17 protein-coding genes are annotated in these 16935 nt (G+C 52.7%); 13 read left to right on the top strand and 4 right to left on the bottom strand.

All coding sequences use genetic code 11. The features are described from left to right. Positions 1-38 precede the first annotated feature (38 nt). The 4 genes from NSQ51_RS03845 to narI are packed head-to-tail and all read left to right on the top strand — an operon-like array spanning position 39 to position 6468. Positions 39-3722 carry a nitrate reductase subunit alpha gene (locus tag NSQ51_RS03845; RefSeq protein ID WP_049625423.1) on the top strand — a complete coding sequence of 1228 codons (3684 nt, stop codon included), beginning with the start codon at positions 39-41 and terminating at the stop codon, positions 3720-3722. Further along, positions 3712-5244 carry a nitrate reductase subunit beta gene (narH, locus tag NSQ51_RS03850; RefSeq protein ID WP_080985704.1) on the top strand — a complete coding sequence of 511 codons (1533 nt, stop codon included), beginning with the start codon at positions 3712-3714 and terminating at the stop codon, positions 5242-5244. Before NSQ51_RS03845 ends, narH begins: the two co-directional genes overlap by 11 nt. After that, complete coding sequence (gene narJ / locus NSQ51_RS03855) at positions 5219-5779, top strand: nitrate reductase molybdenum cofactor assembly chaperone (protein ID WP_033014856.1); 561 nt, start codon at positions 5219-5221, stop codon at positions 5777-5779. The genes narH and narJ overlap by 26 nt, the downstream gene beginning before the upstream one ends. Continuing rightward, positions 5776-6468, top strand: coding sequence for a respiratory nitrate reductase subunit gamma (gene narI / locus NSQ51_RS03860; protein WP_033014857.1), 693 nt, complete (start codon positions 5776-5778; stop codon positions 6466-6468). The genes narJ and narI overlap by 4 nt, the downstream gene beginning before the upstream one ends. A gap of 71 nt (positions 6469-6539) precedes the next feature. Here narI and NSQ51_RS03865 read toward each other — a convergent pair whose 3' ends face one another. Beyond that, complete coding sequence (locus NSQ51_RS03865) at positions 6540-7238, bottom strand: Crp/Fnr family transcriptional regulator (protein ID WP_121650171.1); 699 nt, start codon at positions 7236-7238, stop codon at positions 6540-6542. A gap of 219 nt (positions 7239-7457) precedes the next feature. On the opposite strand from NSQ51_RS03865, the gene modB reads away from it, so the two are divergent. After that, positions 7458-8120 (top strand): molybdate ABC transporter permease subunit, encoded by a 663-nt coding sequence (gene modB / locus NSQ51_RS03870; RefSeq protein ID WP_033845516.1) that lies wholly within the window; start codon positions 7458-7460, stop codon positions 8118-8120. 303 nt (positions 8121-8423) lie between these two features. On the opposite strand, the gene NSQ51_RS03875 is transcribed toward modB, so the two are convergent. Next, the gene (locus NSQ51_RS03875; RefSeq protein WP_047817981.1) at positions 8424-9860 is read right to left on the bottom strand and encodes a DDE-type integrase/transposase/recombinase; all 1437 of its coding nucleotides are present in this window, start codon (positions 9858-9860) and stop codon (positions 8424-8426) included. A 168-nt stretch (positions 9861-10028) separates the two neighbouring features. Here NSQ51_RS03875 and moaA point away from each other — a divergent pair, with 168 nt between their 5' ends. Then, positions 10029-11054: a GTP 3',8-cyclase MoaA gene (moaA, locus tag NSQ51_RS03880; RefSeq protein ID WP_121650188.1), complete on the top strand. Its 1026-nt coding sequence runs from the start codon at positions 10029-10031 to the stop codon at positions 11052-11054. A 101-nt stretch (positions 11055-11155) separates the two neighbouring features. Here moaA and ric read toward each other — a convergent pair whose 3' ends face one another. Further along, positions 11156-11863, bottom strand: coding sequence for an iron-sulfur cluster repair di-iron protein (gene ric, locus NSQ51_RS03885; RefSeq protein ID WP_049626096.1), 708 nt, complete (start codon positions 11861-11863; stop codon positions 11156-11158). A 200-nt stretch (positions 11864-12063) separates the two neighbouring features. Here ric and NSQ51_RS03890 point away from each other — a divergent pair, with 200 nt between their 5' ends. Genes NSQ51_RS03890 through NSQ51_RS03915 form a run of 6 tightly spaced genes read left to right on the top strand, consistent with a single transcriptional unit; the run spans position 12064 to position 15475 of the window. Then, positions 12064-12345: a hypothetical protein gene (locus tag NSQ51_RS03890; RefSeq protein ID WP_049626095.1), complete on the top strand. Its 282-nt coding sequence runs from the start codon at positions 12064-12066 to the stop codon at positions 12343-12345. Further along, complete coding sequence (gene glp, locus NSQ51_RS03895) at positions 12294-13553, top strand: gephyrin-like molybdotransferase Glp (RefSeq protein WP_055358140.1); 1260 nt, start codon at positions 12294-12296, stop codon at positions 13551-13553. Before NSQ51_RS03890 ends, glp begins: the two co-directional genes overlap by 52 nt. Beyond that, complete coding sequence (mobB, locus tag NSQ51_RS03900; RefSeq protein ID WP_033013774.1) at positions 13550-14050, top strand: molybdopterin-guanine dinucleotide biosynthesis protein B; 501 nt, start codon at positions 13550-13552, stop codon at positions 14048-14050. Before glp ends, mobB begins: the two co-directional genes overlap by 4 nt. Then, a complete protein-coding gene (locus NSQ51_RS03905; protein WP_033013773.1) occupies positions 14047-14514 on the top strand; it encodes a molybdenum cofactor biosynthesis protein MoaE in 468 nt (155 codons plus the stop codon). Before mobB ends, NSQ51_RS03905 begins: the two co-directional genes overlap by 4 nt. Then, positions 14511-14741, top strand: coding sequence for a molybdopterin converting factor subunit 1 (moaD, locus tag NSQ51_RS03910; protein ID WP_055358139.1), 231 nt, complete (start codon positions 14511-14513; stop codon positions 14739-14741). The genes NSQ51_RS03905 and moaD overlap by 4 nt, the downstream gene beginning before the upstream one ends. Positions 14742-14746: 5 nt before the next feature. Further along, positions 14747-15475 carry a YwiC-like family protein gene (locus NSQ51_RS03915; RefSeq protein ID WP_061580625.1) on the top strand — a complete coding sequence of 243 codons (729 nt, stop codon included), beginning with the start codon at positions 14747-14749 and terminating at the stop codon, positions 15473-15475. 290 nt (positions 15476-15765) lie between these two features. Here the strand turns inward: NSQ51_RS03915 and NSQ51_RS03920 are convergent, their stop codons facing one another. After that, positions 15766-16107, bottom strand: a complete 342-nt coding sequence (locus NSQ51_RS03920) for a GRAM domain-containing protein (protein ID WP_121650187.1) — start codon at positions 16105-16107, stop codon at positions 15766-15768. Between the two features lie 155 nt (positions 16108-16262). Between NSQ51_RS03920 and NSQ51_RS03925 the strand changes: the two genes are divergently transcribed. Then, the gene (locus NSQ51_RS03925; protein WP_033011705.1) at positions 16263-16808 is read left to right on the top strand and encodes a DUF6431 domain-containing protein; all 546 of its coding nucleotides are present in this window, start codon (positions 16263-16265) and stop codon (positions 16806-16808) included. Positions 16809-16935: the final 127 nt, after the last annotated feature.

The following is a 16935-nucleotide window of genomic DNA, read 5'->3' on the forward strand; positions in this document are numbered from 1 at the left end:
TTTTTAATTGAAAGGAGAGAAAGGAGTGGCAAAACGGAATGAACGAAAAACCTGCTCCGCTTTTGCGCAAATTGAAATACTTTGGCCGGTCGGAAAAAATCGCTAGCCACGCCGAGTTGTCGCCATACGGACGGGACGCAGAGAAAACATACCGCCGCCGCTGGCAGCATGATAAAGTGGTTCGTACAACCCATGGAGTCAATTGCACAGGCTCGTGCAGTTGGAAAGTGCATGTGAAAGACGGCATTATTGCATGGGAAACGCAGCAAACCGACTACCCGACAACAGGCCCTGATATGCCGGAGTATGAGCCGCGCGGCTGTCCGAGGGGAGCGAGTTTTTCCTGGTATACATACAGCCCGCTTCGCGTTCGCTATCCGTATGTGCGCGGGGCGCTGTTGAGGCTTTGGAAAGAAGCGCTGCAACAAGAAGGAGACCCTGTGGCTGCGTGGAAGTCGATTGTCGAGGACCCGGAAAAAGCGAAACGGTACAAACGCGCCCGTGGAAAAGGAGGATTCGTACGGGCGAAATGGGATGACGTTTATACGATGATCGCCGCTTCCCTTATTTATACGATTCAAAAATACGGGCCGGATCGCATTTTCGGCTTCTCGCCGATTCCGGCGATGTCGATGGTCAGTTATGCGGCAGGAGCCCGTTTTTTGAATTTAATTGGCGGGGCGCTGCTCAGCTTTTATGACTGGTATGCTGATTTGCCGCCGGCTTCCCCGCAAATATGGGGGGAACAGACGGACGTCCCGGAAAGTTCAGACTGGTTTAACTCGAGCTACATGATTGTCTGGGGATCGAACTTGCCGCAAACGCGCACCCCGGATGCCCATTTTTACGTTGAGGGGCGCTACCGGGGGACAAAAGTCGTTGCTATTAGCCCTGACTATGCCGAATTTGTGAAGTTTGCCGACAACTGGCTGCCGGTGCAGCCGGGGATGGACGGAGCGCTGGCGATGGCGATGACTCATGTGATTTTGAAAGAGTTTTATGTGAATCAATCCGCTGATTATTTTACTGACTATGTCAAAAAGTACACCGATTTGCCGTTTTTAGTCATGCTGAATAAACAAGGGGATCGTTATGTAGCCGGCCGCTTTTTGCGGGCGTGCGACCTTGGCATGCCACTTCAGTATGCGGAATGGAAAACGATCGTTTGGGATGAGCAATCACAGACGTTTGCTGTTCCTAATGGGACGATTGGCCATCGTTGGGAGAACAACGGGAACTGGAATTTGCAACTAAACGATATAGACAATAAACGAATGGGAATTCAGCCGGCTTTAACGTTCCTTGGCCAGCAAGACGATACCGTCATCGTGCAGTTTCCACACTTTGAAGCAGGAAACAAAACAGTGCTCGAACGAGGGGTGCCGGTCAAAGCGATCGAGCAAAACGGAGAGACGGTGTACGTCACGACGGTATTTGACTTGTTGCTTGCCAAAATGGGTGTCAACCGCGGGCTGCCTGGTGATTATCCGTCCGACTACGATGACATGAAGCCATATACGCCGGCATGGCAGGAGGCGATCACTGGCATTGATCGAAAGACGGCGGCGCAAATTGCCCGTGAGTTTGCTCAAAACGCTCTTGATTCCAAAGGACGTTCCATGATCATCATGGGATCGGGCATTAACCATTGGTATCATTCCGATACCATCTACCGGGCAATTTTAAATCTTGTCCTGTTAACCGGATCGCAAGGAGTCAATGGGGGCGGATGGGCGCATTATGTCGGTCAAGAAAAAGTGCGCCCGCTTGAGGGCTGGCAGACGATTGCCATGGCCCGCGACTGGGGAGGGCCGCCGCGGCTGCAAAACGGGACGTCGTTTTTCTATTTTGTCACCGAACAGTGGAAATATGAAGATCAAAGCATGGATGAACACGTCTCCCCGCTCGTTGACAAGCCGCGCTACCAACATGGCGGCGATTACAATTATTTGGCCGCCCGGCTAGGCTGGCTCCCATTTTATCCGCAGTTTAACGCCAACACCATTGCGCTAGTGGAACAGGCGAACGCAAAGACGAACGAGGAAACGGTTCAGTATGTCGTTCAGCAAATCAAAAAAGGAAACATCAAATTTGCCATTGAAAACCCGTCCGATCCGATTAATTTTCCGCGCGTGATGTTTGTCTGGCGCGCAAACCTGATCGGCAGCTCAGCCAAAGGGCACGAATACTTTTTAAAACATTTGCTCGGAACCCATCATGCGAATCTCAGCGAACAAAACGATGACTTGAAAACGAGAGAGATCGTTTGGGATGAGAGCGCACCGGAAGGCAAACTAGATTTAATGGTCAATATCGATTTCCGTATGGCCGGAACCGGACTGTATTCGGACATCGTTCTTCCGGCGGCGACATGGTATGAGAAGTATGATGTCAGCAGTACGGATATGCACCCGTTTGTCCATCCGTTCAATCCCGCCATTGCCCCACCGTGGGAAGCAAAATCAGATTGGGACTTTTTTAAAGGATTAGCCAAAACATTTTCTGAGCTGGCTGCCCGCTATTTTTCCAAACCGGTGTCAGATGTTGTCGCTACCCCGCTGTTGCATGATACGCGCGATGAGATCGCGCAGCCGTTTGGCGTCGTCAACGATTGGAAGGATGGGGCGGCAGAGCCGGTTCCGGGGGTGAATTTCCCGCGCTTGCATATTGTAGAGCGGGATTATAAAGAAGTGTACAACAAGTTTGTGGCGCTTGGCCCAATCGTCTGTGAACAAATTGGAGCGAAAGGGCTCAGTTGGGACGCCAAGGAAGAATACAAATGGCTGCTTGATACGCTCGGCTCTTCGGCGTTGGAAGGTCCGTATAAAGATTGTCCGAGTTTGTTGACAGACCGGGATGCCGCAGAAGCTATTTTGGCGCTTTCAAGTACAACGAACGGTTCCTTAGCGCTCAAGGCATGGGGAGAAATGGAGAAAAAGACGATGCAGCCGTTAAAAGATTTAGTCATTGAGCGGGCTGAGGAACATATTACCTTTCAGGCGATCACTGCCCAACCGCGGCAAGTGTTGACCACTCCTGTCTTTAGCGGAAGCGAAACCGGAAACCGTCGCTACTCCCCGTTTACGACGAACGTTGAGCGGCTCATTCCATGGCGGACGTTGACCGGAAGGCAACATTTTTATTTGGATCATGAGCTCATGTTTGAGTTTGGCGAAGAGTTGCCGACGTTTAAAGCACCGCTGCAGAAGCTCGCTTTTTACGGCCATGACCGGCGCCCGAACGTAGGTGGCAAAGAACTCACTCTTCGTTATTTGACGCCACACTTTAAGTGGTCATACCACAGCACATACGGAGATACCCTGCCGATGCTGACGATGTTCCGCGGCGGTCCTCACGTATGGCTGAATAAAGATGACGCTGCTGAAGCCGGCATCGCTGACAACGACTGGATGGAAATGTATAACCGCAACGGGGTGGTCGTCGCCCGGGCGGTCGTCAGCCATCGCCTGCCGCGCGGGGTCGCGTTTATGTACCATGTGCAGGAACGCCATATTAACGTGCCCGGCTCGCCAATTAGCAAACTGCGCGGCGGCACATTTAACAGCCCGACCCGCATCCATGTCAAACCGACGCAAATGATCGGCGGTTATGCGCAATTAAGCTACGGCTTTAATTATTATGGGCCGACAGGAAACCAGCGCGATGAACAAGTCGTGATCCGTAAACTAGAAAAAGGAGAGGTGGACTGGCTTGAGAGTTAGAGCGCAGTTCGGCATGGTCATGAACTTGGATAAGTGCATTGGCTGCCATACGTGCAGTATTACATGCAACAACACATGGACGAATCGTCCCGGGGCGGAGTATATGTGGTGGAACAACGTGGAAACGAAACCGGGCATTGGCTACCCGAAAGAATGGGAAAACCAAGACTTGCACAAAGGCGGCTGGGTGCTTAAAGACGGGAAGCTTGAGCTGCGCGCCGGCGGCCGGGTGAACAAACTGTTAAACATTTTTTATAACCCCGATATGACAGTGATCGACGACTACTATGAGCCGTGGACATATGACTATGAACAGCTGATCAACCGTCCGGAAGGGGAGCATCAGCCTGTCGCCCGGCCAAAATCGCAGCTGACCGGCGAATATATGGACATTACATGGGGACCGAACTGGGAGGACGATTTGGCCGGGGTTTACGAAACAGGGACGCGCGATCCGAACATCAAAGGGATCGAAGAGAAGGTGAAATTTGAATTCGAACAAACGTTTATGATGTATTTGCCGCGCATTTGCGAGCATTGTTTAAACCCGCCTTGCGTCTCGTCCTGTCCGTCAGGGGCGATTTATAAGCGGGATGAGGACGGCATTGTGCTCGTCGACCATGACGCGTGCCGGAGCTGGCGTTTTTGCGTGACCGGCTGCCCGTATAAGAAGGTGTATTTTAACTGGAAAACGCATAAAGCGGAGAAATGCACGTTTTGTTTTCCGCGCATCGAAGCGGGGATGCCGACGGTTTGTTCAGAAACGTGCGTCGGCCGGCTGCGCTATATCGGCATTGTGTTTTACGATTTGGACCAAGTGGAGGCAGCCGCCTCGGTGCAAGATGAAAAAGAACTGTACCACGCCCATTTGCGCATCTTTTTAAATCCGTACGATCCGGAAGTCATCGAGGCGGCGCGTGCGGCCGGATATACGGACGACTGGATCGAAGCGGCGCAGCGCTCGCCTGTCTATAAACTCGCTGTTGAGCAGCAAATTGCGCTCCCACTTCACCCGGAATATCGCACGCTGCCAATGGTTTGGTACATCCCACCGTTAAGCCCGATCATGGGGGCGTTTGACGGCGGACTGGACGATATTAACCCGCATGTCGTCTTTCCGGCGATTGACCAAATGCGCATTCCGATTGAGTATTTGGCTCATTTGTTGGCCGCCGGTGACACTAATGTCATCCGCACAGTGTTGAAAAAAATGGTGGCTATGCGCAGCTACATGAGGGCGGTAAACTTAGGAAAAGAACCAGACCGGAGTATTCTCGAGAAAGTGGGAATGGATGAACATACGGTCAAGGAAATGTATAAGCTCTCGGCTGTCGCGAAATATTCCGACCGGTATGTCATTCCGTCTTCCCATCGGGAGAAGGCCGGCAATGCGTTTTACGGTCAAGGGACAGCCGGCTATGCGTTTATGGAGTCTTGTTCTGGCTGCTCTCAATATGATGCAGACAGTTTTCACCAATTTTATTGGGGGGATGAGGATGGAAGAACATCAGAAACTGTTTAAACTCGCTTCCATTTTGTTGCAGTATCCGGAACGAGAATGGCTCGAAGACGAGCAGCTGTTTTATGAAATTTCTAAGCTCGCCAGCCATGCGGTCCGCAAACGCTTTTTACAGTTTCTCGACTACGCAAAAACAAAAACGATCGACGAGCTGTGTGAGCTCTATGTGACAACCTTTGATTTGAGCGATCGAACGACGATGTATCTCACGTATTACTTGTTTGGCGACCAAAAGGAGCGCGGCCAAGCGTTGTTAAAACTAAAAGAGGCATTTCGGAGCGCTGGTTTGGAACTCGAAGGAGATGAGCTGCCAGATTACTTGCCGCTTATGCTCGAGTTTGCCGCTGTCGCTCCGGCCAACGACGCAAAAAACGTCCTTCTCGCCCACCACAAAGCCATCAAGGGGTTGGCGGACAGGCTGCAGGAGGTTAACCACCCGTATTTCTTTGTTTTGGACGGCTGTCTTGCAGGCATGGGCGCATTTCTGGAAGAAACAAATGGGGCGGATATTCCAATGAGAGCGGAGGAGGCCACATGACGTTGCTTGACCAGTTCCTTTGGGTGATCTATCCGTATATTATGTTGACATTATTTGTTGCCGGCCATATTTACCGTTACAATACTGATCAGTTTGGCTGGTCGGCGAAGTCAAGCGAGTTTCTTGAGAAACGGCGGTTGCGTTGGGGAAGCGTTCTGTTTCATTGGGGCATTCTCTTCGTGTTTCTTGGCCATGTTGCCGGCATTTTAGTTCCAAAGGCATTTTATGAATCAATCGGGATTACAGAGGAGATGTACCATTTTGGGGCGGTCTGGTTTGGCGGCGCTGCCGGGATTGCGACCGTGATCGGGGTAGTCTTGCTTTTATGGCGGCGGTTGAGCGTTCGCCGTCTTCTCCGCCATAGCAGCAAAAGCGATCTTGTTGTATTGCTGCTATTAACGATAGTCATTTTGACAGGGTTTACAAATACGGTTGGATATACAGCGACCGGTGGGACGTTTGACTATCGGGATACGATCGGCCCTTGGTTTCGCGGTATTTTAACGTTTCGGCCGCTGCCGCAGCTCGTCAGCGATGCGCCGATTGGATTTCAAATTCATATTCTCTCTGCCTTGCTGTTATTTGGCATTTGGCCGTTCACCCGTCTCGTGCATGTATGGAGCGTCCCGCTGACGTATTTAAACCGGCATTACGTCGTCTATCGCCGGATGCGGGCGAAAAAAATTTAGTGAAAGAGCGGGGCTGTCCGCAAAGGGCTAGTTGGCAACCCTTGTAGGGCAGCCCGCTAAGTTTGTCTAGTTCAATCAATGCAGCAAATATCCGCCGGACAGTCTTCGCATTGAATTTCCGTTTTCAAATAGTTTAAATCATGAACCGTAATTTTCCCCCGCTTCATCGAGATAATCCCTTCCTGTTTTAACGCATTGAGCATCCGGTTGACGCTTTCGCGCGTCGTGCCGCAAAAGTTGGCCAAGTCTTGGTTTTTTAACGTTACGTCAATGAAGATGCTTCCATCTTCAAGCGGGACGCCATAACTGTTGCATAAACGAATGAGTGTTGAATAGAGCGCCCCTTTTTTGCCGTGCATGATGAGATCGCGAAACTTCATCTGCGTCCGCCGGACATGCTTGCTGATCCAGCGCATATATTCAAGGGTAAGGGGCGGATTGATCAGCAGCTGCTGTTCCAGTTCCTCTTTGTTTATGACTGCCGCTTCGCCTGGCTCTATTACCTTGGCCGTCAACAAGTAGCGTGCATCGTTCGTAAACAGCGTCAGCTCGCCGACGATTTCCCCGCTTCCGCAAATGCGGAAGCACATTTCTTTTCCGTTCGGGCAAATTTTGCTCACTTGCACTTTGCCGGAAAGAATCAAGTACAGCTCATTGGCCGGCATCCCTTCTTGGAACAAAAAGGAGTGCTTGCGAAGTGGAATCACTTTTTTCGACGATTGCAACAAAGAACGTAAATGGGGAAAATATCCATTCACTGTAGCTTCCATCGATAGCCCCTCCATTCATTCAGCTATTTCTATTGTAAAAATCATCACAGCGGGAGAGAGTGAAAAAAATCACCGGTTACTGTTTTTTTGTGCGAGGCGTCACAATTTTTTTCTAAATTGGTTTTTCCTTTTTCTATGTTACAATGTGAGTAGCATCACAGCATTCTACTGTTTGTTTTCGTATGGTAAAAGGGAGACGGAACAGAGAGAGGCTCGTCGATGGAAGAGTTTTGGTCACCGGTATGGTTATCGATAAACGTATCGCTTCTTGCCGGCGTGATCGTCGCAATCCTTGGAACAGCGGCGGCGAGGTGGATGGCGCGCCGCCGGTTTCGTGGGAAGACGATCGTGGAGACGGTGTTTATGTTGCCGCTCGTGCTGCCGCCGTCGGTTGTCGGTTTTTTGCTTGTTGTGCTGTTTGGGCGGCATAGCCCGATCGGACAGTTGATGGAAACGTGGTTTCACACAACGGTGCTGTTTACACCCGGCGCGGCGGTGATGGCGGCGGTTGTTGTGTCGTTTCCGCTCATGTACCAGGCGGCCAAAGCGGGTCTGGAAGCCGTTGATCCAACCGTTGAAGGAGCGGCGCGCATCGATGGGGCGAATGAGCGCCAAGTGTTTTGGCATATTTCGCTGCCGCTGGCCAGAAACGCCTTGTTGTCCGGGGCGGTGCTGTCGTTTGCCCGCAGCCTGGGGGAGTTTGGCGCGACGCTCATGTTTGCCGGGAATATTCCGGGAAAAACGCAAACGATCCCCACCGCTGTCTATATGGCGATGGAGTCGGGGCGGATGGAGTTGGCGTGGGCATGGGTGGCGGTCACGATTGGATTGTCATTTAGTTTATTGTCCTGTGCGGCGAAACTAGGCCGTTGGCAGCGATAAGGAGCAGGCCGTTGGAACATCACGCGGCCCATGAAAGGGGTAGCGTCAAAAGTTCTATGAAAACTCCACACAGATCATCCCATTGAGCATCGTGGGGCATGCGGAGGGCCGGATTCGCCCTTGACCAACACCCGCCAAAGGTGCGGAAGAGTCGTCAAGGGCGACGGGGACAAAAAAGAAGGCAATAAGAAAGCCGCCCTTGCCATGACCGAATTTTACCTTTGGCGGTGTTCGGTTGGTCAAGGGTTCGCTTCGCCGAATCCGGCAGGAGTTCTGTTCAACGGGCTCCAGAGGACAAAAAAGTCAGGCCGCCTCTTGTTGGAGAAACGCTTGTGCCATGGCGATCAGCTTCGTCCACCGGGCCGGCATATGCGGAAGATCCGCCAGTTCCGGGATGACGACCGGCACCCGGCCTTCGAGCGCGCTGTGTGGGCGCAGAAAGTTGAAATACGCCACAAACAGCGTCACAAAGGACACCGAGCCTTCTTCCGCACCAAACCCATGGGTCGGGCGGTAGTTGCCTTTAAAGGTCCGGTTGAATCGCTCGATGATCTGCTTGAGAGGGCGAAACTCTTCCGAGACCGGATCCTCATTGGTCAGCCCGATCACTTGGCGGACGTCAAATGAAATCCCGTGTTGGGCGAAGAAGTGTTGCGCCAGCAGATAAATCGGGTTGCCATCCACGACGAACGACAAGTCGTCTGGGAGGGACGCTAGCTTCCTGAGGACATCATCGATGGCCTTGATGGCCGAGAGCGTGTCCCGGTTGGGCGAGACGCGATACGACAGCACGATCTTTTTGACGGCGTCAAACATAAAGAACAGGTAATGCCAGCGCCCTTTGACGCGAATATACGTCTCGTCCCCGCAAAACGAACCGGACAGCTCATACGGGAACCGGTCGACAAAGGGCTTGATCCAAAGCGCGACGCTGTTGGCGTAGTTGAGCACCGTCTGATGGGAGATCGAGACGCCATGGATGTCCTTCATGGCGGCGGCGGTCTCCCTCGAGGACATCCCAAAGTTGACGTAGTACGTCAACACGAGCCCCAACACGTGCGGCGACGCAGCCAGCCGGGACAAATCGACCTTCGGCTTGATGAGCGACGAGGAAGCCAACGGGAGAAAGTCAAACAAGAACTCTCGAAACAAATACCGCACCTTGAAGGCTTGAGGATCCTGTTGAAACTGTTGGCGCTCCTTCTTCGTCATCCGGCGAAGGTTGGCCTGGTAAAACGGGCAAGCGTTGTTCTTGCACTTATAGATGTTGTATTCTTTGCGTTCCTTGATTTTTTCCAGCGTCTTTTTGCAGTGCGGGCAGCGAAAGACCGCTTGCTTGGTGAACCGATTTCGGTGGTTGAACCGGCACTGGCACACTTTGCATTGGTATTGCCCTTTTCCGCCGTTATTGGCGTACAGGTAAGAAGAGGGAGCCTGGCAGCGAGGGCAGGTCAACGAATCCGGAACACGGTGTTTCGCATTCGCGCGGCGCTGGATGGGCCGTAAAGGACGTCCGTGCTGGGCTTCATAGTCTGCCAACAGCTTTCGGTAATCAAGGGTTTCCGGCACATCGATGATCGGAAGGTCATCGACCTGAAGTTTCCGGTACGGCTTTTGGATGGGTTCGTCCAAGTCCTCGAGATTCAAGGATTTTCCCACGATCACACCCATCAAATACACAATGATTTGATATTGGGTCTTGATTATTTCGAGCAAATAGGCTAATAATTGAGGTAACAAAGCTTGTCACTCCTTTGTTTTGGCTGTTGGGTGTCGTTACCTCAATGATGGCCGAAAACAACGGGGGTGGCAAGCTTTTTTTCTTCCAACCGTTGAAACTCAAGGGAAAACCGTGAGTGTGGAGGATAAACTTTTGACAATACCATGAAAGGGAAAGGAGGGAGCGACATGGAAGAGCGCGACCGGGTGAAGATCACCGACCGCCTCGCCCGCCCGCTTCGCGATTTGCGGTTGTCGGTCATCGACCAATGCAATTTTCGCTGCGTCTATTGCATGCCTGCGGAAGTGTTCGGGCCGAATTTTCGCTTTTTGGCGGAAGACCAGCTGTTAACCGTTGACGAAATGGCGCTTTTAGTGGAATGTTTTGTCGAGCTTGGCGTTGAAAAAATCCGCCTGACCGGCGGCGAGCCGTTGCTTCGGCGCGACCTCGATGCGCTCATTGAGCGGCTGTCCGCGCTCCCTGGCCTGCGCGATATTGGATTGACGACCAACGGCGTTCATTTGGTGAAATGGGCGCAGCGGTTGAAAGAAGCCGGGTTGAAGCGCGTCAACGTCAGTTTGGATGCGTTGGATGATGACATTTTCCGAAAAATGAACGGCATTGGCATCGGCTCTGCCCCGGTGTTGAAAGGCATCGAAGCCGCCCTGGCGGCGGGGCTTGGAGTAAAAGTGAACACGGTCGTCAAAAAAGGATGGAACGACTCGCAAATCGTGCCGATGGCGGCCTACTTTAAAGACTTGGGCATTCCGCTCCGCTTGATTGAATTTATGGATGTCGGCACAACGAACGGCTGGGATTATTCCCATGTCGTGACGAAAAAAGAGATGTATGAACAAATCAACGCCATGCACCCTCTTGAACCGGTTGAAAAAGCGTACTTCGGCGAAGTGGCGAGCCGCTACCGCTACGTCGGCACGGAGGTGGAAGTCGGCTTTATCGCCTCAGTGACGGAAACGTTTTGCCAAAGCTGCACGAGGGCGCGCATTTCCGCCGATGGCAAGCTGTACACGTGTTTGTTTGCTTCTGAGGGCGTGTCGTTGAAAGACAAACTGCGCGCCGGCGCGGGGAAAGAAGAGCTGAAGGCGCTGATCGCCGCCATTTGGAGCGAGCGGACAGACCGCTATTCGGAAGAACGGACGGCAGAGACAGCGAAACAGCGCCCGAAAATTGAAATGTCGTATATTGGGGGATAACAAAGAAACGGGGCTGCTCTTTTCGTCAAAGAAGCAGCCCTGCTTTTTATCGCTCGATGCGCCTGCCTTTACCTTAGAAATAGGGGAATGGATTCGTCTGCTTATGCCTTCACCGCCGCCAACACGCGCGGGAAGAGGATGTTGTTTTCCAAATGGATGTGGGTAAACAAATCGTCTTCAAGCGCCGCGAGTCGGTTGTAGACGAGCCGGTACGTGCCGCACGCGTCTTCCGGCGGGGTGAAGTCGTTGGTGATGTCGCGAATTTCTTTCATCAAATCGCCGGCTGCGTCATGTTCATTGACCAGTTCGCGAACGGCCCGCTCAACCGCCTCCTGGTTTTCCGGCGACGGGTTGTCGGCAAATTGCAAAATGAGCGGGAATGCGCCCGTTTCCTCTTTAATGAGATGTTGCTCAAGCTCCGTTTTTAACTCATGAAACAGTTTATGCACGTGGGACAGATGCGGATGGTCCATGCCATGCACGCGCAATACTTTCGTGACATACGGGCTGAGCTGCGGCAGTTCCTCGTTCAAATAGCGGTGGTGCGTGTTGATGATATGATCGACCAAATCGGCTAGCGGCGCTTCGCTCCAGTTTCCGGTCGGCTTGTTTTGTGCTTCAGCATAAAGGGTGTTCAGCTCGCGAAGGAGCGCTTCGCCATCAAGTCCGCGCTCTTCGATGGCTTCTTTTAACGGGCGCTGTCCGCCGCAGCAAAAATCAATGCGCCGCGCTTTAAACAAATCCGCTGCTTTCGGAAATTGAGTGACAATATCGCCGATCAACGATTGTTCGGTAAACCGCTGTTCCATTTCGGATCCCTCCATCACCAAATCGTTACAGCTTCAGCATACCTTGTTTTGGACGTCAACGTTGTGACACAGCTCACACAAACGAAAAAAGTAGACAACAAGGAAATGTGATGAACATCACAACAGTGGCTCCCTTCTTTCCTGTACAATAAAAGAGACGAAATCAGCTGATCGATCGAGTCGAAAATCGGGCTCAAGACGTGCTAAACTATATTCAAGAACAATGCCGCTATGCGGATGAAGTGATGCAAGAGCTCGAACAGTCCGCTGCTTTGTTTGGCGAAACGCGGGAGATGATTTTGCGGCATATTGCCGATGCGAGCGTCGTTGATGAAAAGTTGGCAGAAGGCATAAAACAGCTGCCAATGGCAACAACGTTGAAAGAACGATATGGTTGCCGCCAGCCGTATGATCGAAAGGAGAGGGAGAGATGGTCGAAAGACGAACCCCGATTCCTGTCGCGGAAGCCATCGCCCGGGTGATGCATTACGCCGGGAGAGGGGAAGAGGAGACGGTGCCGCTTCGCCAGTCGTACGGCCGCTATTTGGCCGAAGATTTGCGCGCCGATCATGACGTGCCGCCGTTTGACCGCTCGCCGTATGACGGATTTGCCATTCGCGCCGCCGACTCGGAAGGAGCGGGACTTGACCATCCGGTCGAGTTTGAAGTCATTGAAACGATCGGCGCCGGACAAGTGGCGAAACAGCCCGTCGGTCCGTTTCAAGCGGTGCGCTTGATGACCGGAGCGCAAATTCCGGAAGGGTGCGATGCGGTCGTCATGTTGGAGCTCGCCAAACAGTACGAGCGGGATGGAAAAACGTATATGGCCATTAAACGCCCGTTCCGCCCTGGCGACAATATTTCGTTTCAAGGGGAAGACGCGAAAAAAGGGCAGCCGCTCATCGAAAAAGGGACGCGCATCAATCCCGGGGTGGCGGCGCTCTTGGCGACGTTCGGCTATGCGGAGGTGAAAGTGGCAAAACGGCCGCGCATCGGCATTTTTGCGACCGGCAGCGAACTGCTTGACGTCTCGGAACCGCTTGTGCCGGGAAAAATTCGCAACAGCAACGCCTACATGATCGAGGCGCAGGTGTTCAAAAGCGGCGCCGAGCCGATTTATTTCGGCCAGCTCGCCGACGACCTCGATGCGTGTTTTCACGCTGTGCGCCAGGCGCTCGATCAAGTGGACATGCTCATTACGACCGGCGGCGTCTCGGTCGGGGATTTCGATTATTTGCCCGCCATTTACAAGCGGCTCGGAGCGAACGTGTTGTTTAACAAAATCGCCATGCGCCCGGGGAGCGTGACGACCGTCGCCGAGATTGATGGCAAGCTGCTGTTCGGTCTATCCGGAAACCCGTCGGCGTGCTACGTCGGGTATGAGCTGTTCGTCCGCCCGGTCGTGCGCACGCGGCTGTTTTCGGCCAAGCCGTATTTGAAAAAAGCGAAAGCCACCCTTGGCGCCGAGTTTCCAAAGCCGAACCCGTTCACCCGCTTCGTGCGCAGCCGGGTCGAGGCGGTTGACGGTCGGCTTGTCGTGAAGCCGGTCGGCATGGACAAGTCGAACATCGTCACCTCGCTTGCCTTTGCGAACGCCTTGATGGTGCTGCCGGGCGGAACGAGAGGGTTTGCGGTTGGCGATGAGGTCGACGTGTGGCTTTTGGATGACGATGAGGGGTCAAGCGAATGAACGTCTGGCAAGTCGTCGGCTATAAACATAGCGGCAAGACGACGTTGATGGAAAAATGGGTGGCGGCCGCGGTCCGGGAAGGATGGCGCGTCGGGACGGTGAAGCATCACGGCCATGGCGGCGAGCCCGCGCGGCCGGAAGGTGTCGATTCCGTCCGCCATGAGCGGGCCGGGGCGGTGGCAACGGCGGTGGAAGGGGACGGGCTGTTGCAGCTACATCTCCGCCGTCCGCTATGGCGGTTGGATGACGTGTTGGCGCTTTATGCGCCGCTTCGGCTCGATCTCGTGTTGGTTGAAGGCTACAAACAAGATCGGTATCCAAAAGTCGTGCTTGTGCGCTCCGCGAAAGATTGGGCGTCGCTCCAGCACCTCGCCGACATCCGCGCCGTCATCGCCTGGGAGCCACTCGAAGGGCCGCTAGTGCATCCGGTGTTTTCGCTGGCCGATGATGATGAATATATTCCATGGCTCATGAACGAGGTGAGAACACGAACATGACCGAACCGTTGTTTGCCATTACCGACCGGCCGATTTCGGTCGAAGATGTGATGAAAAAAGTGATGCGTCCGGAAGCGGGGGCGGTCGCTGTCTTTGCCGGCACGGTGCGCGAATGGACGAACGGCAAGCGGACGCTCTTTTTGCAATATGAGGCGTACGTGTCGATGGCGGAGAAAATGCTCGCGCAAATCGGGGCGGAAATCGCCGAAAAATGGCCGGGGGCGAAAACGGCGATCACCCACCGGATCGGGCGGCTTAAGATCGGCGACATCGCCGTCGTCATCGCCGTTTCTTCACCGCACCGCGCCGAAGCGTATGAGGCGAACCGCTACGCTATTGAGCGGATCAAACAAATCGTGCCGATTTGGAAAAAAGAGCAATGGGAGGACGGAAGCGCCTGGGTGGGCGACCAGCTTGAAACGACGGCGTATCCGTCCGGAAAGCCGGAGGTGAGTGAGGAATGATCCGCCTTTTATTTTTCGCGCATTTAGGCGAACAAATCGGCGAGCGGGAAGTGATGTGGCCGCACGTTCCGGAAACGGTGAAACAACTGAAAGACGAAGTGGAAGAGCGCTACGGCGTCTCGCTCGGGCGCGTCATGACTGCGGTCAATGAGGAGTACGCCCGCGACGAAGCGCCGCTTCACGCCGGCGACACGGTCGCCTTTATTCCACCGGTAAGCGGAGGATGAGACCAATGGCGAACAAAAGCAAATGGGTGATGCCAAAACAGCACGGCGCCTGGGCGATGCTCATCATCCCGTTTTGGCTCGGGGCGTACGCCGGTGGGCTTTCGTGGATTCACGCGCCGCTCTTTGTCGCCTGGCTTGCGCTCTATTTGGCGACGTATCCGCTCTTGATGGCGGTGAAAACGAAGCGGAACGACCCGTACGTGCCCGCCGCCGCCCGCTATGGCGCCATCGCCGCACCGGCCTTGGCCGTTTCCCTTTGGCAGCAGCCGGCGCTTTTCTACTTCGGGCTCGCCATGATGCCGTTTTTCCTAGTAAACACCTACTACAGCAAGAAAAAGAATGAGCGCGCCTTTTGGAACGACGCGGCGGCCATCGCGGCGTTTTGCATCGGCGGCCTCGCCGCCTTTTACGCCGGACGCGGGGAGTTGACGCTTGAAGCGTTTGAACTCGCCCTGTTTTCCTTCCTCTTTTTCATCGGCAGCACGTTTTACGTAAAAACGATGATTCGCGAAAAGAAAAACGAGCGGTACAAATGGCTGTCATGGGGCTACCACGCCCTGTTGATCGTCGGCCTCATCGCCATCGGCGAGCCGTTCGCCGTCTTGGCCTATGCACCGAGCGTCATCCGCGCCGTCTATTTATATGGCAAGTCGCTGCCGATCATGAAACTCGGCATGCTGGAAATCGCCAACGCGGCGTACTTTTTCATCGCGATGATCGTGCTCTACTCTTGAGCGAACCCCAAACGGGAGGCATCCATGACCGTTTGGGGTTTTTCGTTTGGTTAGGCGGGATTGCTTTTTCATTGCACAAGCATGATGTGAAATGGGCATGAATTCCTTGTAACGGTTTTGCAAAGGGTCGTTTCAAAAGCCTACCTCTTCTTCTATGCTCGTTCTCAAATAAAGAAAGAAGGGAAACCCGTGGTGCTAGTTGAGCGCTAAAGCTCAACTAGCACCACCGGTGTAGAATAGATACATACGCTTAATTGTCAAACTGTACATTTTTGTTGACAATAAACACTTCAGTTTTGCTGAGAAGCTACTTTCTTTTTGACTAATTCAAAGAAGGATTTTAGCTTAGAAAATTCGTCGGGATTTCCCTGGGTTGTAAATGTTTCTGTCTCTTTATGAGAAACAATAATTGCAGGGATAGACTTCAATAAACCATAATTCATTTTCTTTTCTTCTATACGATTGATATCTGTATATTTAATGTCAACAAAAACGGGCATAGATTTTATTACTTCTCCGTAGAATAGTAATCTCGAATTAGTCGATACAAGAATTCCTTGAACTGGAACACCATAAGTGGAACCTATACCAGCTAGACCAGCAAGACTATTCTCGTATTTATAATGCGCAATAGCTGTAAATTATCACTTTATTTCGGAACAAAAGAGACATTTTTTTGCACATTCCTTCAGAAAGCCCTCTCCCCTTTTCTGAAAGAATGTGCTAAATTTTTTGTGAATTATTTCGGAAGAGAAAATCCATCGGTTCATAGGAGGGGGAGGAGGACGTGATCCAATTTCATGACTTTGGCATTGACGTCCAAACGTATGCAGAGCGTGGAAAAGAAAACGACTTCCCTCTTCTGAAAAAGTGTCCGCATTGCCGGGCCAAGCGCCCGTTGCACCGCCACGGTTACTATGAGCGAAACGCATTGACCCCACATGGTGATTATCGCATTTGGATTGTCCGGTATCGCTGTCGGGAATGCTTGAAGACGGTGAGTGTGCTGCCTTCCTTTCTCCTCCCGTATTTTCAGTATACGTTGTCCGCCATATGGCAAGTCGTGAAAGAGCAGTTGGGATTGACCGAAAGGACGAACCAGGCTCCGTTTCTCCCGACAAAGGACGGCATCATCTTTTATGTCCGACGGTTCTACCGAAACCTATCAAGCCTTCACAGCTTTTTTGCGAGGCGGTGGAGGATCATAGGCCCTATCGTGAAAAAAGAAAAGGAACGGGCTTCTTGGTGGATCCAGACGTTAGAGGAACACGGTCTTGATTCGGCCATCAGAGAGATGTGGGAGGGCGGATTCCGACACCCTTTTGCGAATTAAATGGGATCCTGATTTTACATACATACCCTAAATTGGAAATAGTTTCGGTTCCCACAAACCTTTCCTATCGACGGAGAAAAAGCAATTCGGTACGATAAGGGCAGACGGACCGGAACGGTCCTGATTC

It is taken from the genome of Geobacillus sp. FSL K6-0789 (assembly GCF_038593135.1).
GTDB lineage: Bacteria > Bacillota > Bacilli > Bacillales > Anoxybacillaceae > Geobacillus > Geobacillus stearothermophilus.